The following is a 17,626-nucleotide window of genomic DNA, read 5'->3' on the forward strand; positions in this document are numbered from 1 at the left end:
ATTCATCATAAAATGATGAATGAATTGACTGTGCTGATACTTACGTATCAATTGGTCACTAGTATCATTGATAAATCTTTCGACTTAACTTTTCAACGAGTGCCCACACAGATTGCATGGTCAAATTATTAAAGAACAATACTGATTTGGTTGCTAGCCAATGGCTTGCTCCGTGTCAGTGAGGTCGCATTATAGGGAGATTTTATGTCCTGACAAGCCCCTGAAATAAAAAAAATACACGACTGGTCAACATTCAACCAAAAAAATATTAATTCGTATAAAAAACAAAAAAGCACGTAGTGTAATACGTGCTTTTATTTATCCTACGAACCTTAAATACGTTTAATTTGGCTTATATTTGTCATCGATTACGGTTTTAGAACCGAAACTATGATCTTTTTTAACTGCTGATTTCGTTTCTTTTTTTACGTCATTGTCGATCCAATACACGCCTAAATCGCGTAGGCCACCATGCGTAAATAACATTTGTGTTTTTTTCTGCATTGGCTGTTCTGGATATTTCATCCAACGCCAGTACGCTTCGCGTGTATAGGGAGCCATTAATCCAGGTATTACGACTGTTGCATCGTGAACAACGGCTTGTATCTGACGGGAGTACCTTTCTTTATCTTGAGTTGATAGCGCATTACGAAAGTTCATAATTAACTGATCCAATTCAGGAGTACTAAAATTAGTAAAGTTATTATTTTGGACTTTCCCTGCATTAGCACTATGAAAATACTCCCAATATTGAGGTTGCGGTGCTGTTCCCATTGAATGGAAAGACACATCATGTTTTTTCTCTAACGCATACTTAAATGCAGAAGAGCCATCAATTAAATTCATTTTAATTTCTAGCCCAGCTAATTTTGCTTGTTCTTTCAAATAAGCCAAACGAGGGGTTACCACTTGGTGGCTATAGGTAAAAGCAAAACTCAACCTTTGCTTTTGGTCATTGAGACGAATGCCATCAGAACCAATAGTTGTAAACCCAGCTTTTTCAAATTCTGCGATCGCTTTGTTTGGTTCAAAAGGTAATGGTTTTAGCTCTTGATTACTAAAGTTACCCTGCCCGACCCCTAATCCATGAGGTTTACGTACAAAATCACCACGCAATACGTTTTTATTTAATCCATCAATATCTAAAGCATATGCAATACCAGTACGAACGTGGATATTATCAAGCATGGGTTTATCGGTATTTAACCAAAAACTTCCAGCCCCAAGTTCAGGCTCGCTGTATCCCCAAAATTTATGAATATAGCCATTTTTAAAAGGCTTGGTATCTGACTTTTCATGCCATAGCTCAGGACGTCCTAAATAAAATATATCTAGGTCACCTTTTTGAAAGTGCTTAAAGGCAATATCGCTATCACGAATGACTTTGATCCTGATTTTTTCTACATTATATCGGCCTTTATAATAGCGATTACCGTATCCCCACCAGTCTTCACCAACATGCTCCATGGTAATGGATTTACCTTTTTTGATCTTACCTACATGATAAGCACCCAGTGTCGGTTCCGCTTTAAAGTTAAAACGGCGCACGAAGTTATCATCAACACCATCGTTATTTTCATCTTTGGTTGGCGTATAAAAATGCTCAGGTCGAGGCTTTAAGCGATGAATACCATATAGCAGATCGGCTTCATCCTTCTCAGTAGCGAAAACAATCTCCAAAGTATGCTCATCCAGCGCAGTGATACGTTCAAAATATTCAGAATAAAATGTGTTGTACCAAGGATCGACAATATCTTTTGAAAGATAAAACGTTAGCATGTAAATATAATCAGATGCTTTGAGAGGCTTCCCATCTGACCATTTGGCTGCTGGATTTAACTTTACATAAATAGTCTTTTTGTCTTCACCAAAGGCCCAATGCGTTGCAAGATCAGGAATATATTTTTGTGTGTCAGGGTGGCGCTGAAGTAATTGCGGTTGCCCATCTAATAGCCAAACACGAAACTCACCGTTACCATCAGGTCCTACGGTTCGAAATGTTTGCGGAAAACTAGAGATATGGGTGCGCAACGTCCCTCCGAATTTTGCATCAGATGACGCAAAAAGAGGCTCGTTATTATTTGTAATCCACTCAACGTTTGAAGGTAACTCCGCCCACGATAAAGTAGGTAATAAGACTGCTGTGGCAGTTAAAATCTGTCTAATCATCGTTCATCCTTGAGCATTGCTTTCAATCACACTTTATTCGACATCATAACGATTAAGCGACGTCAGCTTTTTTTTCGTTATGCCTTTTTCTTTTCCTGTATTTTGGATGGGTGATTGGAATCGCTGATAGTAACGTTTTGGTGTAATCAGCCTGAGGATTCGCATAAATATCTTTTGCTTTCCCCATTTCAACAACTTTTCCGAAATACATCACGACAAGGTTATCTGATATATGTTTAACAACGGATAAATCGTGAGAGATAAAGATCATGGCTAGATTCATCTCTTTTTGTAATTGCAGTAATAAGTTTAAAATTTGCGCCTGTACTGATACATCAAGAGCTGACACGGATTCATCACAAATGAGTAATTTAGGTTTGAGTGCTATCGCCCGTGCAATACCAATGCGTTGACGCTGACCACCAGAAAATTCATGAGGATAGCGATTAACTGAAGATTCCGGTAACCCTACTTTAATCAGCAATTCTTTAACCCACTTTTTTCGCTCTTCAGGGGTGCCTATTTTATGGATAACAAAAGGCTCTTCTAAGATCATGCCAATGGTATGGCGCTGGTTTAGTGACTCCATTGGATCTTGAAAGACAATCTGCATGTCTTTTCGAAGCGGTCTCATTGCCTTAGTAGATAGATCAGTAATGTCTTTACCTTCAAAAAAAATTCGTCCTTCTGTCGGTTCAAACAACTTGAGAATAGTTCGACCTAATGTACTTTTCCCACAACCCGACTCCCCTACAAGGCCAAGTGTTTCACCCTGTGAAACTGAAAAGGAAACGCCATCTACCGCTTTTATAGTGTAGCCTTTTTTGAAAATACCTTTACCTGAAACAAAGTGCTGCTTGAGGTTTTCAATCCTTAAAATCTCTGACATAACATCACCTTAATATTAGACTATGAACGCTGGCTTAACCCTTAAACTCTGGAAACAAGGTGATATCAATCGGTTTGATTTCTATCGGTTGTTTGGGCTCACTATCCAGACTTGGCATCAATCCCATTAAGCGTTCGGTATAAGGGTGTTGAGGGTTATCAAATAGATCAAATATCTCGGCATATTCGACAACCTTTCCCCCATACATAACAGCAACTTCATCACAAATCTCAGCCACAACACCTAAGTCATGCGTAATAAAAATCATGGCCATACCCGTTTCTTCTTGAAGTTCATTCATTAATTCAAGAATAGACGCTTGTACCGTTACATCGAGTGCGGTTGTCGGCTCATCACAAATAAGTATGTCAGGTTTACAGGCCAGCGCCATGGCTATCATGACTCGCTGGCGCATCCCTCCAGATAAATTATGTGGATACTCGTTAAAACGTTTTTCTGGATAAGGGATCTTTACCTTATTTAGCATTTCAACTGAATAGGCAGTCCGCTGCGATTTATCGAGATCAGGACGATGCAGTTCCAACACTTCATTGAGCTGTCGTCCAATGGTATGAACAGGGTTTAACGCCGTCATTGGATCTTGAAAGATGATCGAGATTTTATTGCCACGCATGGCATACATTTCTTCTGCCGGCAAAGTGACCAAATCAGTACCACGGTACAAGATCTGGCCGTTGGTTATTTGCCCATACGGTTTGGGTAATAAACCCATTATGGACATAGAAGTGACACTTTTACCGCAACCAGATTCTCCAACTAACCCTAGCGTTCGGCCTTTATAAACATCAAAATTCACGCCATGAAGAATTTTTACCACGCCATCATCTGTCGAGAACTCAGTCTCTAAATCACGTACGCTTAAAATGATCTCATCTTGCATCATTCACTCCTACGTTATGGCTTATAGCTATCATCGATAATGACTACAGGATCAAAAGATTCCCCTTTTTTCATTGCTGTTTTGGTTTCTTTTTTCACATCAGAATTAATCCAGAATGTTCCCAATGTTAGATACCCACCATTAGAGAAAACATAATCCGTATCTTTCGTCATGACTGGCGAAGGGAATTGCATCCAACGCCAATAAGCTTCACGTGTGAAAGGAGCCATGTAGCCCGGTACTATTACATAGGCATCTGAAACCATTTTCTGAATATCATGGGAAATACTTTGTTTTTTCTTAGTATCAAATTCGGCAATAAAGGCAGCGATCTTTTTATCCATTTCAGGAGAACGATAATTAGTATGGTTATTGGTTTGAGGCTTTGCGTTTACCGAGTGTAAATATTCCCAGTAAGCAGGAATTTTACCGCCCCCCATCGTCAGATAAGCCAATTCATGTTTCTTTTCTAAGATATATTTGAACGCAGATGAACCATCAATTAGATTCAGTGTTAACTCTAACCCTGCCTGTTTTGCCTGCTCTTTTAAATATGCGAGACGAGGCGTTCGTGCTGGGCGACTATAAGTAACAGCAAACGACAAACGTTGACCTTCATCATTCATACGAATGCCATCAGCACCTACTGTTGAAAAACCGGCCTTTTCAAAGTAAATAATGGCTTTTTCTGGTTCAAACGTCGGTGGAGTTCGGGTAGGACTGTCGAAACCACCATGCCCCGTACCTAGACCATGCGGCTTACGAAGGTAATCACCACGTAATACATTTTTGATCAAACCATCATAGTCGGTTGCATAGGTAATTCCCTTACGGATATTCAAATCATCCAGTAAAGGCTTCGCAGTATTCATCCACAACCCACCAGCGCCCTGAACCGCTTCGTTGTAACCCCATAACTTATGGACGTAACCATTTTGATAAGCTTTTGTATTAGACTTTTCATGCCATAATTCAGGCTGAGCAAGAATGAATGAGTCTAAATCCCCTTTTTCGAAGTGTTTTTTAGCAATATCTTGATCGCGGATCACTTTAATACGGATCTTATCGACGTTATAACGATTTTTATAATAGCGATTGTTGTATCCCCACCACTCATCACCGACATGTTTAAAGGTAATGCTTTTCCCTTTTTTAACTTTATCTACGTAATAAGGCCCTGTTGTTGGCTCTGTCTTAAAGTTGTATTTACGAACAAAGTTATCGTCCATACCATCATTATTTTCATCCTTTACTGATGCAAAATAATGAGCCGGACGGGGCTGTACACCATTACTTGGAAGAGACAACATGTAAAGTAATTCATCATCACTCTTCGCTACTTTTGAGGTAATAACAATGGTGTAATCATCAATTTTTTCAACATTTTCTATATGGTTGATAAAAAAATCATTATACCAAGGGTCAATGATATCTTTCGAACGGTAGTACTTAAGCATGAAGAGGTAATCCTCTGCTGTTACTTTTTTTCCGTCACTCCAACGTGCATTAGGATCTAGTTTGAAATACACCGATTTATGATCATCACCAAATGCCCATTCAGTTGCTAATTGCGGGATCCACTCACCAGTGGTCGGATGAAGTTGGACTAACTTTGGTGCTTCATCCATAAAATATTGGCGAAGTCCTGAGTTAGCATCAGGCCCAACACTACGTAAAGTTTGAGGGAAGCTACGCATAAACGTACGGTATGTACCGCCACGCTGAGCATCTGGAGAGGCAAATAAAGGCTCATCAAGATTAGTTACCCATGTCATATCCGACGGTAACTGAGCCGCAAATGTATTGGGACTGATTGCTGCCATTGAAAGCGCTATCAAAGTAAGCGCACTGTATTTATTATTTTTCATATAACATCCTTGTTTCGCTATGCGACTAAACGTAACGAGTAAATCGTTTTGGGTCAAAAGCGGCACGAATGGCTTCGCCAATAAAGGTAACCATCACTAACACCAACACGATTGATGTTACAACTGAGGTCACAATCCATGGAGAGTCAAGGTTAGATTTTCCTTGCTGTAGTAACTCTCCCCAGCTTGGGGTTGGGGGCATTAAACCTAACCCTAAATAATCTAATGCCGTTAACGCGGTGATGTTTGCCGCAATGGTAAACGGAGCTAATGTCACGATCATTACCATCGTATTAGGTAGTATGTGGTTAAATAAAATCCTACCCGTTGAAGCGCCTAAAGCTTTAGCTGCCATAACATATTCACGTGCAGACTCTTTATAAGTCATGGTACGCATATACCAGGTCATCCCCATCCAACCAAATAAAACGTTGATGGCAACAAACAAAGTAAAGGTTGGCTGAGTGATCGAAACTAAAATCATAATCACATAAAGGAAAGGCACCATTGACCAGATTTCAATTAAACGTTGGACGAATAAATCGAACTTTCCACCAAAAAAACCCATCGCGCATCCTACTGCAGTGCCAATCGCATAAGAAATGGCCATGGTTAATAATGCAAATCCCATAGCGATACGAAAGCCGTATACCAAACGCGCTAAGATATCTCGACCAATAATGTCAGTACCTAAATAGTGTTTATTCTCGAAGTTTGGTGGGTTTGGCGGATAGTCGCCGGAAAAGTCCTGCTCATAGGCATTCCATGGTACTAAAGGCATAATGACAAAATTGTCTCCGCCCTCTTCTTCAAACGTTTTTTGAAGTAAACGGTAATCCGCCTCACTTGCTGTACCTTGACCAAAGTCCTGACCCAGTCGTACATCGGAAAACACAGGGAAACTATAATTCCCATTGTATTTCACGATCAGCGCTTTATTGTTAATGAGTAGCTCGGCAAATAATGACAGCGTGAGTAATACTGCTAAAATAATGAATGACCAATAACCTCGTTTAATCTCTTTAAAACGTTTGATCTTCTTTTGTGTTAATGGATTAATTTTCAACATATTAGGCTCCAAACTTCACGCGAGGGTCGACCAAAGCAACACAGATATCTGACAAGATATTTCCAACCAATAACATTGCAGCATTAACAGCAACAATCCCCATAACGACGGGGTAATCACGCTCCATGATCGACTCGTAGCCTAATAAACCAATACCATCAATATTGAAAATAACTTCAATAAGAAAAGATCCCGTCATAAAAAATAATAAGGAATTACCAAAGTGACTCGCAATCGGAATTAAACTGTTGCGTAAAGCATGCTTTCTTACCGCACGCTTAAAAGGTAATCCTTTCGCGATCGCTGTTCGGATATAATCTGACGACAAATTCTCCATTAGATTATTTTTCATCGTCATCGTTAACGTTGCAAAATCACCAATCAAATAACAAATTAATGGTAGAATCGCGTGCCACATGATGTCTTTAAAACGCTCGAAAAAGGTTTCATAATCTTCATAGTCATCACTAACAAAGCCCCCCATTGGTGTCCATTCCAAGTGATAACTAAATAAAGTGATGAGTAGTACACCAACAACATAACCGGGTAAGGCATAGCCGACGAAGATGAGAATAGAAGAGGAGGAATCAAACACCGAACCATGTTTCAGTGCTTTGTAGTAGCCAAGAGGAATAGAAATAAAGTAACTAATAAAGAACGTCATACCGCCATAAAATAATGAAACAGGTAATCGCTCTGCAATCATTTCAGAAACTGGTTCGTAATATCGGGTAGACTCACCTAAGTCTAACTGCACGAGGCGAAACAACCATTCTGAATACGCTTCCATCACGGGTTTATCTAGCCCATAAAACGCATTAAGTTCAGCCATTTGCTCTTCCGATAAAGCAGAATTTCCGCCAGCAGAAGACATAGCTGCACCACCATCACCTTGTGCTTGCATATTTGCCAACATACGCTCGACAGGACCTCCTGGCACAAAGCGAGTAATAGCAAAAATTAAAACCGTAATACCAAGAAAAGTAGGGATCACAAGCGCCATTCGGCGTAAAAAGTACGAAAACATGTCTTAACTGACTCCCTGTTAATTCATGCTGGTGATGATATACCAGCGATAATAATTTACATTTTAGTAACTTCACATTTAATGCACTGGTTCATCCTGAACAAGCAACATCACTCACCAACAGCATGTCTTACTATAAATATCCAACATAAATACAATGAATTACGAATAGCTTCAACCCAACGCTATAATCTTGTGCCATAAATGCCCCGAAAAGCACAAAACACAAAATGGAAACAAAAAAACAACATTTATCTGCTATTTAATCCATTTACATTCAGGATTAGGCACTTCTTCCCTTGTGAATATTACAAAAATATTGCATTTTTATGCATTTATTCTTATTCCTTAATCGGTCACATAGAGCATTAACCTAAAGAGTGGTCTAACCACAGCCCTATTATTCCGGCAACAACAGATCCTCTCGCTAAGAATCAACTAACTAACAAATGCATAAATAATCATTTAGCCAATATTGGTAACTTGTGCTACCTAAAAAATAAAAAGCAGTTCATTTAACTGGCTTTACTTGATATAGAAGGATATTGAGTCAATATTAAAATAACCACAATCAGGCAAATAAAATAGCACTAAAAGCCAGCTACTGATCTAATAATTAGAATTAAACACCAAATAAAATAAAAAATATGGATTTTATACCGTTTTGGGGTTTGGTGAATAATTCATCCTACTGGTTTGACTTCATATTTTCGCTTCGGTTATACCATTAATAACGTTAACAACCAGTTAACAGAAAAATAATTTATACCTAGGAAGATAATGGAGCGCATGGATGTATAAAAAAAATACAGCGTTGTCGGTTGCCGTCAGCCTAGCGCTAGGCTCATTGAGCGTAGCCCCTATGGTCGCCTATGCCGAAGAAGAAGTTGAAAAGCTTCAAAAAATGAAAGTAACGGGTTCACGTATTTCTCGTGTTGATATGGAAGAAGCGGAACCGGTTCAAGTACTTTCCTCTGATTATATTGAAAATACGGGATTAGTTTCACTTGGCGATGTCTTAAACCAAATACCAGGAGTTGGTGGCACAGTTCAGAGCTCTTCTGTCAACAATGGTAGTAATGGTGCAGCAACAGTTAACCTAAGAGGACTAGAAGCTAAACGTACTTTAGTTCTTGTTAACGGTCGTCGTATGGTAAATGGTGGTACAGGTGCAAATGCTTCTGTTGACCTTAATATGATCCCAACCGCGATGGTTGAACGTATCGAAGTGCTAAAAAATGGTGCATCGTCTGTTTACGGTTCTGATGCTGTTGCTGGTGTTGTTAACATTATCACTAAGCAAGACTACGAAGGCTTTGAAGTTAATGTAAAGCAAGGGGCAACCTCAAAAGGTGATGGTCAAGTCACTGATGTTAGTTTACTTGCAGGTTCTTCAAGTGATCGCGGTAATATCACTTTCTCTGCTGGCTACTCTGAAGAAAAGAAAATCATGGCGGGTGACCGAGGGTTTTCTAATACAGACATCATGCATGACGGTCTAGGTGGTACATACGTAGGTGGTAGTTCTGCTACACCATGGGGTTACTACGATGGAAAAACATTTGGTCCAGAAGGTGGCAGTTCGCTGCGTGATTTTTCTGCACCCGATGATTTATACAACTACGCGCCAGATAACTACTTAAAACGCCCATCGGAACGTATGTACCTAGCAACACAAGGAAATTACTTGGTTGCTGAAAATGACATTTTAGGTCCAGTGACGGCAAGTTTTGAAGCGCTTTATTCAAATTCAAAGTCAAACTACCTTCTTGCTGCTGAACCTATTTTTGGTGCATTCCAAGGGTATGGCCCAATCTCTGCTGACAATGAGTTTAATCCAACAGGTGCTGATATTACTGACTGGCGTCGACGTATGGTTGAAACCGGTGGTCGAAATCGCTCATTTGAATCAGATACAGCGCGCTTTGTATTCGCTTTAGACGGTGAATTTTCTAACGGTTGGATGTGGGATACTAGCTTTAACTGGGGTAAAACCAAAACTAACCAGCTTGAAAGCAACGTATTCATGAAAGATCGCGTTTCTAACGCTGTCGGCGCATCAGCAAACGGTCAATGTTTAGACAGCGATGGCACTGTTATTGCCGGCTGTGTACCGATGAATGTATTCGGTGAAGTTAGCCAAGCCGCTTTAGACTATGCGACATTCACTCGCCAAGATTCAGGGTATAACCAGCAACAAATTTTCGACTTTAATGTTACTGGCGATCTTTTTGAACACGAAATGGGTACCGTCGCCTTTGCGGCAGGTTATCAAACGCGTACTGAAAAAGGTGGCTCTCAACCAGATGCATTGGTCGTGCTTGGTAATGCTAGTGGTAACGCAGAATCGCCAACTGAAGGTTCATACAGTGTCGACTCTTTCTACGGTGAATTACTGATCCCTATCCTTTCAGATGTCACATTAGCTGATTACCTTGAAGCAAAAGTATCGGCTCGACATGATAAGTACTCATCGTTTGGTGGGGAAACAACGATGGGTTATAGCTTCTTGTACCAGCCAGTTGAAGATGTCCTGTTCCGAGGCACGTACAGTGAAGTATTTAAAGCACCGTCAATCGCTGAACTTTATGGTGGTTCAGCAGAAAGTGCGGATGTCTTAACGGATCCTACCGGTCAAGACTCAAGTGGACGATCTCAGTTCCCTGTATTCTATGGTTCTAATGAAGAGCTTAAACCAGAAGAGGGCCACACAGCTTCTCTTGGTTTAGTGTATTCACCATCATTTGTTGATGGACTATCAACCACTGTCGACTACTGGCAAATTGAGTTAGAAAACTTAATCGATAATATCGATCCTCAATTAATGCTTGATGAGTGTGCAACGTCAGGAAAGTACTGTGACAAGATCACTCGTTTTGCTAATGGTGATATTAAAGCTATCGATGCGCGTTTAACTAACGTCGGTAATTTGAAAACTGACGGTCTAGATGTAAATGTCCGTTACGCCTATGACTTTGACCCTATGGTACTGAGTCTAAACTGGGAAAATACATACGTTTTAAACTACGAACTGACTCAGTCTGATGGCACAGTTGAAGATTACAACGGTAAATTCATCAGTGATTCGATAGGTCTATTCTCAAAATTCCGTTCAACACTAAATGTTGGTCTAGCACAAGATGCATGGCGTGCTAACTGGACGACGCGTCTGATTGATGGTGTTGATTACGAACTACCAGGTACTGATAAAGAAACATATGACTTTAGCGTTCCAACCGTTGTTTACCACGATATAAGCGCTGCATATGCCTTTGATAATGGTATTACGCTATCTGGTGGTGTGAATAACTTATTTGATAAAGAGCCACCACTCATTCTAGATACCATCTCTGCTAACACAGATACAACAACCTATGATGTTGGCGGTCGATACTTCTACGCTAACCTAAACTTCAAATTTTAAAGTAACTAACTGATTAAGTTACTAATAAATTATAAATTTCCGGCACGATATATCGTGCCGGCCTTCCCCCTGACTGACAAGCCACACAAACAAGGATGTATCAATGAAATTAAAAACATTCGGTGTGAATGCCATCACCGCAGCCTTGCTCACTTTTAGTGGTGCAACTTTGGCATCAAATGCAGATGCTGTTATTTCAGCTCAAGCGAAAGCCGATAAATCAGCCCAAGTCTCGCAAAATAAAATCGATAAATATGCTGATAGTGCAGATGCGATGTTAGCCGAATACAAAGGCCTGCTTCGTCAAATTGACAGTATGACGGTCTATAACAAGCAAATTGAACGCATGGTGCTATCTCAACAAGAAGAGCTTAATTCACTCAACAATCAAATTGCTCAGATAGATCAAACAGCAACAGAGGTTGTGCCGTTGACGCTAAAAATGGTGACGGCTCTCGATGAATTTATCGCTCTAGACCTTCCATTCCAGCAAGAAAACCGTGAAAAACGCATTAATGAATTGAAGCGAATGATGGACCGCGCAGATGTCACTACATCTGAAAAGTTCCGTAAAGTGATGGAAGCATACCAAATTGAAGAAGGCTTCTCGCGCTCGATTGAGTCTTACAAAGCAAGCTTAGATCGCGATGGTGAAACCGTTACTTATGACTTTTTACGCATCGGTCGTACCGCCCTTCTTTATCAATCACCAGATGGTGGAGAAACAGGGATGTGGAATCAACAATCGGGCAAATGGGAAACTCTGCCAGAGAGTTACCGCATTGCTGTTCAACAAGGTATTCGAATTGCTAAGAAACAAGCACCACCAGCACTGATTAAGCTACCTGTATTCACTGGGGAGGATAAATAATGAAAGGATTCAAATCATTAGCAGCAGTTTTACTCGCCAGCCTTTTTATGGTCTCAAGCGCACAAGCTGAAGCACCTAAAAATCTTAATGAGCTTCTAAAAAGTGTTAAGTCTGAAAGTATTGTTGAGTCAAAAGAAAACAAAGCCCGTGAAGCTGAGTTTCTTTCAGATAAAAATAAACAGGCCGCATTATTACAACAAGCAAAAGCAAAATTACAAGCAGCAACCGAGCAAGGTGATCAATTAAAAGCCACTTTTGATGACAACGACAAACAATTAACAGAGTTAACAGAAACCCTGCGCGTGCGCTCTGGTACCTTAGGTGAAATGTTTGGTGTTGTTCGCCAATATGCGGGTGAATTTAAAGGACTCTTTCACGCGTCACAAAATGCAGTTCAGTTTCCTGAGCGCGATGCTTTACTGACAAAATTAGCTGAGAGTAAAGAGCTACCTTCAACTGAAGAGCTAGAGTCTTTTTGGCACACTATTTTACAGCAAATCATTGTATCAGGCGAAACGTCTACGACACCGGCAACCGTAGTGTATGGCGAAGGTAAAGAAGCAACGACTGACGTAACACTGCTTGGTGAGTTCAATGCTATTGCTGACGGTAAGTATGTTACATACGTACCTGAAACACAGAAATTTGAAGAGCTATCGCGCCAACCTGCTAACAATATTACGACATTAGTATCAGGTTTCGAGGCCAATAAAGACACTTACCAACCACTTTTCATTGACCCATCTCGTGGTGTCATTCTTTCACTACTGGTACAAAGCCCAACTGTTAAAGAACGAGTAGAGCAAGGTGGAATTGTTGGTTATGTCATCCTTGGTATGGGTGCGATTGGTGCATTAATTGCGCTAGTTTGTTACCTACGACTACTGATTATTGGCAACAAAATGCGTAAACAAGAAAAATCAGACACGCCGCTGAAAAATAACCCATTAGGTGAGGTGATTGAAGCCTACCAAGATCACAAAGGTGACAACCTTGAAGATCTTGAAGCCAAGTTGGATGAAATCATTCTACGAAACGCACCTCGTATCGAACGCTTTGTTGGCTCAATTAAATTGTTCGCCTCTGTCGCCCCACTACTTGGCCTACTGGGTACCGTAATGGGTATGATTGGTACTTTCCAAGCTATCACGCTATTTGGTACAGGCGATCCAAAACTGATGGCTGGCGGTATTTCTGAAGCCCTAGTAACCACAATGTTAGGTCTGGTTGTCGCAATCCCACTCCTGTTCCTATACACCTTGGTACACAGTAAGAGCCGTCGCTTGATCCAAACACTTGAAGAGCAGAGTGCAGGCTTTATCGCTCGTTACCAGGAAAAGCTACACAAAGCCCAAGATTAAGGAGGCGTTATGTGGTGGTTAATTGAAGAACTGGAGTCAATAAGACGCTTTCTAGGTATGGGTGGTGATGTCCTCATCGCCATCTTTATACTCAGTTTTATGCTTTGGATTGTTCTCCTTGAACGTTGGTTTTACTTCATCGCTGTTGCACCCAAAGCCGCGAAAAGTGCACTTAACAATTGGATGACAAGAAAAGATCACAACAGTTGGAATGCAAAAGCTATTCGTCAAGAAATTATATCGAAACAAGATATTGAAAATAAACGTGGCTTACCCGTTATCAAAGTATTGATAGCACTCTGCCCACTACTCGGTTTACTCGGGACGGTAGTTGGTATGATCCAAGTTTTTGATATTTTGGCCGTCGTTGGAACCGGGAGTCCTCGTGCTATGGCATCGGGTATTTCAAAAGCAACAATCCCAACACTTGCTGGCATGGTGGCATCGTTATCTGGACTATTTTTTAGTACCCGCCTTGATCATCAAGCAAAAATGACGACACAGAAGCTAGAAGACCAACTTAAGCATATTGCCTAAATTCAAAGGATTGAGAGGTATAGGTCATGAAAAGACGCTATAGCAGTGATAGCAGCGATGAAGCAGCTATCGATATGACACCCATGCTCGACATCGTATTTATCATGTTGATTTTCTTTATCGTTACAACATCGTTTGTAAAAGAAGCGGGTATCGAAGTCAGTCGACCAAGTGCAAATTCCGCGCAAGTGGTTAAGAAAGGTAACATCATGGTTGCCGTTGGTGCCGCAGGTGATGTTTGGGTCGATAAACGCCGTATTGAAGTTGATGCAGTGCGAGCCAATATTGAACGTCTACGTGCTGAAAGCCCTGATGGAGCGGTAGTCATTCAAGCCGATCAAGAAGCCAATGCTGGCGTGGTTGTAAAAGTCATGGATCAAATAAAAATGGCAGGTGTTGAAAATATCTCCATTGCCGCAACCAATAAGGATTAAGCCTATGCGGTATTTGGTCTCTATTGCACTGGCGCTCGTTGTCTCCCTCGGGTTGTTCTGGGGGATGGACAAGCTAGTAAATAAAGAGCGCCACGAGCTGACGTCGGATGAAGATCTTCGTATGGTTGACTTCATCCACGTTAAACAAAATGAAAAAATACAGGAGAAGAAACGCGAATTGCCAAAACCTCCGCCACCACCAAAACGCCCGCCACCGCCACCAGAAATGAAGGTAACGGCAACGGTAAAACCGGTGATGGAACAAATGCCAATGGACACGCCACAGTTAAATTTACCCGTTAATGTAACTGGTGGTTCCGTGCTAGGGCATTATTCTCAAGGCGGTGGTGCACAAGCGGTTGGTGGTAACAATGGTCCAATTCCACTAGCAACATTTCAGCCTCAAATGCCTCGAAAGGCTGCACGTTCAGGGCTTGAAAAAGGGGTCGTGTTACTCGAGTTTGTGGTTAATGAGCGCGGCGCGGTTGAAAACGTAAAAGTTCTCAAAGAAACACCTCGTAAGCTTGGCTTAGGCAAAGCTGCGAAAAAAACTGTTTCTAAATGGACCTTTAAGCCCAAAATGGTTGATGGTAAACCAGCGAGTGCGAAGATGTCTCAAGAGATCGAGTTCTCAACCAATTAAGGAGTCAAACATGATGAAATCAATAAAACACATGCTGGCTTCTCTCACGCTTGCTGCGGGTGTGCTCTCTGCACCCGCAGTAGCCAATGAGAACCCGCAACTTTCAGATCGTACTTTTCGTACTGTGAACAAAGTTCAAGAACTCATTGCAGAGGAAAAGTACAACGAGGCCATTAGCAAACTAAATAAATCGTTAAGTAGTTCAAATAAGAAGAAGTATGACCGTGCCGTGTTATTGCAACAAATGGGGTTTCTTTACTCTTTAAAAGATAATTACCCGAAGGCTGCCAAATATTTTGCTGACGCATTGAAAATGGATGCGCTACCAGTACCGGTGGCACAACAAGTTCGTTATAGCTTGGCACAGTTATATTTAGCAGAAGAGCAATACAAAAACTCGGTCAACACCATGAATACATGGTTTAAAGTTGCTAAAACGACCAAAGAAAAACCACCCGCGCATGCTTACATCACACTGGCAAGTGCTTATGTTCAAATGGGAAATTATAGAAACGCAATTGCACCTACAAAAAAAGCGATCTCAATGACGAAATCGCCGAATGAATCGTGGTACTTATTGCTAGTTTCATCCCATTACGAATTAAAGCAATACAAAAGTGTTGCGAGTGTCCTGAAAACCTTAACGAATAAGTATCCAAAGAAAAAACGTTATTGGATGCAACTATCTGGGGTTTATATGGAGCTCAACCAGAATAAAAATGCGCTAGCGACTCTTGAAGCTGCTTACAAATTAGGTTTGTTAGAGGGAGAAAAAGAACACCTTCGCTTAGTAAACTTTATGGCATACCAAGGTATTCCCCACAGAGCAGCGAAGATAATGGCGCAAGAAATGGCAAATAATAACATTGCTCGTACTCATGCAAATATTGAGAAGCAAGCCAGTTTTTATCATCAGGCAAAAGAGCTAGATGAAGCCATCAGTACCTATAAGCAAGCTTTTAAAATTGCACCTTCAGGTAAACAACAAATCCGTATCGTTAAATTAATGATACAGGATAAGCAATTTAAGCAAGCAACTGCTTTTGCTAACAGTTCATCCAACGCTAAACGCGATGAAAAGGCTGAACTCGCTTACCTTAGGGGCATGGCTTACTTTGAATTAGATCAGCATCAAAATGCTTTAAAGGCGATGAAAACAGCTGCGCAGTCATCTTCGATGAAAAGCAGTGCTGAGCCATGGATTGCATTTTTAGAAGACCAAAGCTAAAGGTACCATCACCTTTCACTGTCGTGATCTTGTGTGAGTCAGTCACACTGTTTGGGGAAGTATTTATTACTTCCCCTTTTTTATCTCGTTAAGCACCGCATTTTGTGTGTCTGATAATGTTTGTTTCAACGTCTTAGCATTTTCTTGCTCAATGACAGCAACGACATTTACTTGCTGATCTGCAATTTGATGAAATTGAGAGAGATACCAATCACCACTTTCATCTGGTTCATTCGCATTAGTACTAAACGAGCTCACAACACTTATTGAAATTACAGCCGTTTTTATAGCATTAATAAGTACACGCCACATCATGAATAAATCCCCCTAAGAGCATTATTAATCAATTCATTCTGTAATCTGCAGAAATTGTACCAATCTTAAAAATGTTATTATTTCTAATGTTTTTGACAAAAAACGGGCTCAGTTAGTCTAACTCACTAAGCTAAATCGTTAACTTTTCGTTAAAACGACCAGTTATAGAGACAAAAAAGGCCGTTTAATAACGACCTTTATATAAGCACTCATTTCTATTGAATAGCTAACCACTCTGGTACATCAGCAATACTGTCTAACACCACGTTTGCTAACGCTTCACCTTCATCCGTGATCGGCTTACCTGTACGTACGAGCACTTTTAAAGCAACATCAGCAGCTGTGGCTGCTTTCATGTCATCCGCTTTATCACCAATCATCACAGATTGCGACATATCGATTTTCAAGAAATCGCGAGCTGAAATAAACATACCTGGTTTGGGTTTACGGCAATCACAATCTTGCAAGTAATCACCCTGCCCTTTTGTTGCATGGTGCGGGCAGTAGTAAATACCATCAAACTCAACGCCATTATCAACAAAATTCCAGTCCATCCACTCTGTTAATGAAGTAAATTCATCTTCACTAAACATACCGCGAGCGATACCTGATTGGTTAGTCACCAATACGAGTAGATAACCCATTTCTTTGAATTTTTTACATGCTTCAAATACCCCGTCAATGTATTCGAAATCATCAACGGTATGGACATAGCCGTGATCAACATTAATCACGCCATCACGGTCAATAAAGACTGCAGGTTTGGCCAAAAGGATAGCCCTCTTAAATCATAAATTTTTTAGATTATGGCACGAGTTAATAATGAAGAGTACTCGTTATTGATTAACGCTCACAACATAGCCGTTTGGACGTCTAGATGTAAAAATAGC

At 40.7% G+C, this 17,626-nt stretch carries 15 protein-coding genes; 7 read left to right on the plus strand and 8 right to left on the minus strand.

The window, feature by feature from the left end; all coding sequences use genetic code 11:
- Positions 1–342: 342 nt before the first annotated feature.
- Genes C9J38_RS14380 through C9J38_RS14405 form a run of 6 tightly spaced genes read right to left on the minus strand, consistent with a single transcriptional unit; the run spans position 343 to position 7,923 of the window.
- Positions 343–2,169 carry an extracellular solute-binding protein gene (locus C9J38_RS14380; protein ID WP_107207689.1) on the minus strand — a complete coding sequence of 609 codons (1,827 nt, stop codon included), beginning with the start codon at positions 2,167–2,169 and terminating at the stop codon, positions 343–345.
- Between the two features lie 52 nt (positions 2,170–2,221).
- Positions 2,222–3,058 carry an ABC transporter ATP-binding protein gene (locus C9J38_RS14385; RefSeq protein ID WP_107207690.1) on the minus strand — a complete coding sequence of 279 codons (837 nt, stop codon included), beginning with the start codon at positions 3,056–3,058 and terminating at the stop codon, positions 2,222–2,224.
- Positions 3,059–3,092: 34 nt separating this feature from the next.
- Complete coding sequence (locus tag C9J38_RS14390) at positions 3,093–3,959, minus strand: ABC transporter ATP-binding protein (protein WP_107207691.1); 867 nt, start codon at positions 3,957–3,959, stop codon at positions 3,093–3,095.
- A 14-nt stretch (positions 3,960–3,973) separates the two neighbouring features.
- Positions 3,974–5,827, minus strand: coding sequence for an extracellular solute-binding protein (locus tag C9J38_RS14395; protein ID WP_107207692.1), 1,854 nt, complete (start codon positions 5,825–5,827; stop codon positions 3,974–3,976).
- A gap of 25 nt (positions 5,828–5,852) precedes the next feature.
- The gene (locus tag C9J38_RS14400) at positions 5,853–6,896 is read right to left on the minus strand and encodes an ABC transporter permease (RefSeq protein ID WP_107207693.1); all 1,044 of its coding nucleotides are present in this window, start codon (positions 6,894–6,896) and stop codon (positions 5,853–5,855) included.
- 1 nt (position 6,897) lies between these two features.
- Positions 6,898–7,923: an ABC transporter permease subunit gene (locus C9J38_RS14405; protein WP_107207694.1), complete on the minus strand. Its 1,026-nt coding sequence runs from the start codon at positions 7,921–7,923 to the stop codon at positions 6,898–6,900.
- 793 nt (positions 7,924–8,716) lie between these two features.
- Here C9J38_RS14405 and C9J38_RS14410 point away from each other — a divergent pair.
- The 7 genes from C9J38_RS14410 (at position 8,717) to C9J38_RS14440 (ending at position 16,421) form a co-directional block, all read left to right on the plus strand.
- On the plus strand, positions 8,717–11,347 hold the full coding sequence (locus C9J38_RS14410) for a TonB-dependent receptor (RefSeq protein WP_107207695.1): 2,631 nt from the start codon (positions 8,717–8,719) through the stop codon (positions 11,345–11,347).
- 103 nt (positions 11,348–11,450) lie between these two features.
- Positions 11,451–12,218: a DUF3450 domain-containing protein gene (locus C9J38_RS14415; RefSeq protein ID WP_107207696.1), complete on the plus strand. Its 768-nt coding sequence runs from the start codon at positions 11,451–11,453 to the stop codon at positions 12,216–12,218.
- The gene (locus tag C9J38_RS14420) at positions 12,218–13,579 is read left to right on the plus strand and encodes a MotA/TolQ/ExbB proton channel family protein (RefSeq protein ID WP_107207697.1); all 1,362 of its coding nucleotides are present in this window, start codon (positions 12,218–12,220) and stop codon (positions 13,577–13,579) included. Before C9J38_RS14415 ends, C9J38_RS14420 begins: the two co-directional genes overlap by 1 nt.
- A 9-nt stretch (positions 13,580–13,588) precedes the next feature.
- Positions 13,589–14,116, plus strand: a complete 528-nt coding sequence (locus tag C9J38_RS14425) for a MotA/TolQ/ExbB proton channel family protein (protein ID WP_107207698.1) — start codon at positions 13,589–13,591, stop codon at positions 14,114–14,116.
- 26 nt (positions 14,117–14,142) lie between these two features.
- Positions 14,143–14,550: a biopolymer transporter ExbD gene (locus tag C9J38_RS14430; protein ID WP_107207699.1), complete on the plus strand. Its 408-nt coding sequence runs from the start codon at positions 14,143–14,145 to the stop codon at positions 14,548–14,550.
- 4 nt (positions 14,551–14,554) lie between these two features.
- Positions 14,555–15,193, plus strand: coding sequence for an energy transducer TonB (locus C9J38_RS14435; RefSeq protein ID WP_107207700.1), 639 nt, complete (start codon positions 14,555–14,557; stop codon positions 15,191–15,193).
- Between the two features lie 13 nt (positions 15,194–15,206).
- Positions 15,207–16,421 (plus strand): lipopolysaccharide assembly protein LapB, encoded by a 1,215-nt coding sequence (locus tag C9J38_RS14440; protein ID WP_107207759.1) that lies wholly within the window; start codon positions 15,207–15,209, stop codon positions 16,419–16,421.
- A gap of 66 nt (positions 16,422–16,487) precedes the next feature.
- On the opposite strand, the gene C9J38_RS14445 is transcribed toward C9J38_RS14440, so the two are convergent.
- Together C9J38_RS14445 and gmhB are read right to left on the minus strand one after the other, a co-directional pair.
- Positions 16,488–16,736, minus strand: a complete 249-nt coding sequence (locus C9J38_RS14445; protein WP_107207701.1) for a hypothetical protein — start codon at positions 16,734–16,736, stop codon at positions 16,488–16,490.
- A 215-nt stretch (positions 16,737–16,951) separates the two neighbouring features.
- On the minus strand, positions 16,952–17,506 hold the full coding sequence (gmhB, locus tag C9J38_RS14450; RefSeq protein ID WP_107207702.1) for a D-glycero-beta-D-manno-heptose 1,7-bisphosphate 7-phosphatase: 555 nt from the start codon (positions 17,504–17,506) through the stop codon (positions 16,952–16,954).
- Positions 17,507–17,626 lie beyond the last annotated feature (120 nt).

Origin of the sequence: Photobacterium sp. GB-210 (assembly GCF_003026075.1) — a bacterium.
Lineage (GTDB): Bacteria > Pseudomonadota > Gammaproteobacteria > Enterobacterales > Vibrionaceae > Photobacterium.